The following is a 3,641-nucleotide window of genomic DNA, read 5'->3' as shown; positions in this document are numbered from 1 at the left end:
TCGATGAGGTGATGACCTCGCGGGCCTTCTACGGCGGATTGCAAGCATATTTTGGTGTGAAGCCCGATCTGGTCACGCTCGGCAAGTACATCGCCGGGGGCTTGACGATCGGTGCCTTCGGCGGCAGTGCCGACATCATGCGGTGGTTCGACCCAGCGATGCCCGGTTCCTTCCCGCATGGCGGGACGTTCAACAACAATGTGGTGGCGATGTCGGCTGGCTACGTGGCACTCACCCGGATTCTCACCCGAGAAGCTTCCGATCAGATGAATGAGCTTGGCAACCGCCTGCGGCTACAACTCAATAGCCTTGCTTCTAAACACGCCCTGCCCATGGTTGCCACGGGATTTGGATCGATTTTCGGAATTCACTTCCACCAGGGTCCGCTTCGCAACATCGACGATCTCGACCAGGGCGAACAAGGACGTGAGGGAGGGGTTGCCGACCTCAAGAAACTCTTCCATCTCGATATGATTGAAAGCGGAATCTATATTTCGCGCCGTGTGATGGGCAACCTATCGCTCGAGACCACGGCCGCCGAAACCGATGCGTTGGTCGAGGCCGTCGACGAGTTCCTGTCGAGCCGGAAGGGTCTGTTCAAGGCTGTCTTCGGCTGATCCCATCGACCGCCAAGCACGCCAACCCGGGCAACTTGCGCCCGGGGTCGGGGCGAGTTACAGCGCGGCGCTGATGATCTTGGCCGCGTCTTCGATGTCATCCACAATCGCATCACGCACCTGCTTCGGCTTGCGGGTGCCGATGGCGCGGAGCGCGCGGTGATGGTGGACGTAAACCGGCGTCTCCTTCTCGGCAAAGACGCGCTGCTGTAGGTGCAACAACGGGCCGGCCTGGAGCCAAAGGGTCTCAATCATCTTGACCAGCATGTTCATGTTTGATGCCCGATAGAGCGTGAAGTGGAACTCGCGGTTCCAGGCCAGAATATCAGCGTGTTTGCCGGGAGTCTGGGATTCCATCAGCTGGGTCATATGGGCCATGCGCTCGATCATTTCCGGGGTCAGGTTGATGCTCCCGGCCTCCGCCGCCAGGCCTTCGAGCGAGGTGCGGATGCGGGTGATCTCGTTGAAGCGTTCTCTGGTGAAAACCGGCAAGGCAACGCTGCGGTTCGGGAGAATGATGAGCACATGTTCTGCAACCAGCCGGCGCAGTGCTTCGCGGACCGGCATCACGCTAATTCCAAAGGAACTCGCGAGCGAGCGAATTGTCATGGTGGAGCCGGGCGCGATCTTGCCGGACATCAAGGCATGCTTCAGTTGTTCGTAGACCTCCTCGTTCAGCGTGCTGCGGCTGATCTTCGGAACATCGAACAGGGACTCGGGTTCATCGGATGCAGGATGCATCTCCGTCGAAATTACTGTCACTTGATCTCACCCGCTCCTGAGTGTGCATACAACGGAATCGTGCACCTTGTAATGAGTGATCACAAGAAACGCAATGGCGATCCTTTCACAACCCCTCTGGCAGGCGGAAACCGGAGGGCCTGACGAAAGTTCGGGCCGGATCATCGAACTCATTACGTCGTCGCCACGTCGGAAACCTTGCACACCACAGCGTTCCTGCGCCCGCCAGGGTCCCTGCGATCCGGTTGGCCTGACGCCAGCGGAGCCATCCTACACCCGCAGGTATTTTGGACGCAGTTGCACTTCCAGGGCTTTGATCACCCGCGCCGAGAAGAAACTCATGGTGAAGTAAATCATGCCGACGAGAAGGTAAGTCTCCTCGGTTCGGAAGGTCGCCGATATCACGTAGCGACCTTGCTGCATCAGTTCCTCCACGGTCACGAAGAAGACCAAAGAGCAGTCCTTCAGGAGCGATATGAAGTATCCGCCGACCGTGGGCACGGCGATGATTGCGGCCTGAGGCAGGATCACCTTCCAGAACACGACCAGCCTGTTCATGCCGAGGGCGAGACCGGCCTGACGCTGCCCGGGATCGACGGCCAGAATAGCGGCGCGGAACACCTCGCTCAGGTAGGCACCGAGATTGAACGTCAGTCCGACAACAGCCGCCCCGAAGGCTGGCAGGCTTATGCCGATGTGCGGGAGAAGGAAATATACAGCGAGCAGGATGACGATGAGCGGAACACCACGGCAGATCTCCACATAGATCCTGATGGGAATCGTGAAAACGCGAAAACCCGAGAGCATTCCGACAGCGCAGACAACGCCGACGGTGATGGAGCAGAGCATGCTGATAATCGATAACTCGATCGTCACCAGGGCGCCCTTCAGCAGCTGGGGCAGATAGTGGGGAACGAAATCAGTGATGAATTCCAGCAAGTGCTTTCTCCGCAGCCCCGGGGATTGCCGCCCGGCAAAACGTTCGGGCCCACCCTAACCCGGACGGGCCCGCAGCACCATTTTACGCGGACTGAAACGTCAGCCCTTCATCATGTTCTTGAGCAGGAGAGAATCGTCCCACAGTTCATATTTTTCAAGGATCTTCTGCCGCGTTCCGTCGGCATCCATTGCGTTAAGCGCGTCGTTGAGCGCCGCCAGCAGCGTCGTGTCTTCCTTGCGCACGCCGATGCCGTCGCCTCCGAAGACGTAGGGAACCTTTTCCTGCTGTTCTTGCCACTTCGGATCGGCTGCCAGGAAAAGCACGGGGCCTACGGTGCGCAGGTTGGGCGTGACCTTCTTCTGCTCACCATAGGTGGTGTTGTCGACAACGTAGGCCTGAATCTGGCCATTCTCCAGAGCCAAGAACGGCGTGGCGAAGTCGCCGAAGAACTTCACATCCTTGACCGCTCCCTTGGCGAGCAACTGACGCGCCTGAGCCTCTTCCACGGTACCGGTCACAGCACCGATGACCTTGTCCTTGAGGTCCTCGGGCGACTGGATAGGACCATCGCCTTTGACAGCAAGCCGATCGCTCTCGAAATAATACGGCCGGCTGAAATCGATGCCGGCCCCCTGCCGTCGTTCTTCCGTCACCGTCATGCCAGACCAGATGATGTCCCAGCGCTTGGCCTTGAGACCGGGAATGAGCGAGTCCCATTCGGTTGGCACATACTCGAATTTGGGAATGCCCATTTTGGCGATGGCATACTGCATCATTTCGTATTCCAGGCCGGCATAGGAACCGTCTTCGTTCTTGTAGACCCACGGCTTGGTTCCCATGACTCCGACGCCGATCGTTATTGAGCCCTTGGCACGAATGTCGTCGAGCGTGTCGGCATGAGCCGGAACGACCATTGCCGCAGTTCCCGCCGCGCACGCCGCCAATACGAAGATCCTGCGGTTCATTCTTGTACTGTCGATCATTTGACTCTCCTCGTCTGCTCTTGTTGGGTAGTCAGAAAATGTGGCGGCGGAACGGCTGCCGCCGCCAGCATTCAAGTAGCGGCCACTACTGCCGTCGCTGTGAACGGGAACTTGGCGCCCAACCTGCGTTTGGCATTTTCCGCGAGCTTTGTGATCACAACAGATGAGATACTAATGTTCGGGCAGACCATTTGTCAATAGCAGTGGCCCAAACGTGGGGATCGGATCCCGCCGGTATCGCTCGATGATACGGCCGCCACACTCAGGTATTTTCTCATTTTCCGCTCACCGGCGCTGGCTTTCCGTCTCGGCTGGGGCAGCATCCTGATTGCCGGTGCCTGCCTCGCCTGGGGCATCGAC

General features: G+C 58.5%; 4 protein-coding genes. 1 reads left to right on the top strand and 3 read right to left on the bottom strand.

All coding sequences use genetic code 11. The features are described 5' to 3' along the window. Positions 1–617 (top strand): aminotransferase class III-fold pyridoxal phosphate-dependent enzyme (locus WCJ41_RS20670; RefSeq protein ID WP_336907723.1); only part of this gene is annotated, 617 nt, incomplete at its 5' end. Between the two features lie 57 nt (positions 618–674). Here WCJ41_RS20670 and WCJ41_RS20665 read toward each other — a convergent pair. The 3 genes from WCJ41_RS20665 to WCJ41_RS20655 all read right to left on the bottom strand — a co-directional run bounded on the left by WCJ41_RS20665 (position 675) and on the right by WCJ41_RS20655 (position 3,356). Further along, positions 675–1,358 (bottom strand): GntR family transcriptional regulator, encoded by a 684-nt coding sequence (locus tag WCJ41_RS20665; protein ID WP_336907724.1) that lies wholly within the window; start codon positions 1,356–1,358, stop codon positions 675–677. 270 nt (positions 1,359–1,628) lie between these two features. Next, complete coding sequence (locus WCJ41_RS20660; protein ID WP_336907722.1) at positions 1,629–2,297, bottom strand: amino acid ABC transporter permease; 669 nt, start codon at positions 2,295–2,297, stop codon at positions 1,629–1,631. A gap of 99 nt (positions 2,298–2,396) precedes the next feature. Then, complete coding sequence (locus tag WCJ41_RS20655; protein WP_336907721.1) at positions 2,397–3,356, bottom strand: ABC transporter substrate-binding protein; 960 nt, start codon at positions 3,354–3,356, stop codon at positions 2,397–2,399. Positions 3,357–3,641 lie beyond the last annotated feature (285 nt).

It is taken from the genome of Aestuariivirga sp. (assembly GCF_037139295.1).
Classification (GTDB): Bacteria; Pseudomonadota; Alphaproteobacteria; order Rhizobiales; family Aestuariivirgaceae; genus Aestuariivirga.
The sequence above is the reverse complement of the archived record's forward strand: the minus strand, read 5'-3'. Positions and strand labels throughout refer to the sequence as shown.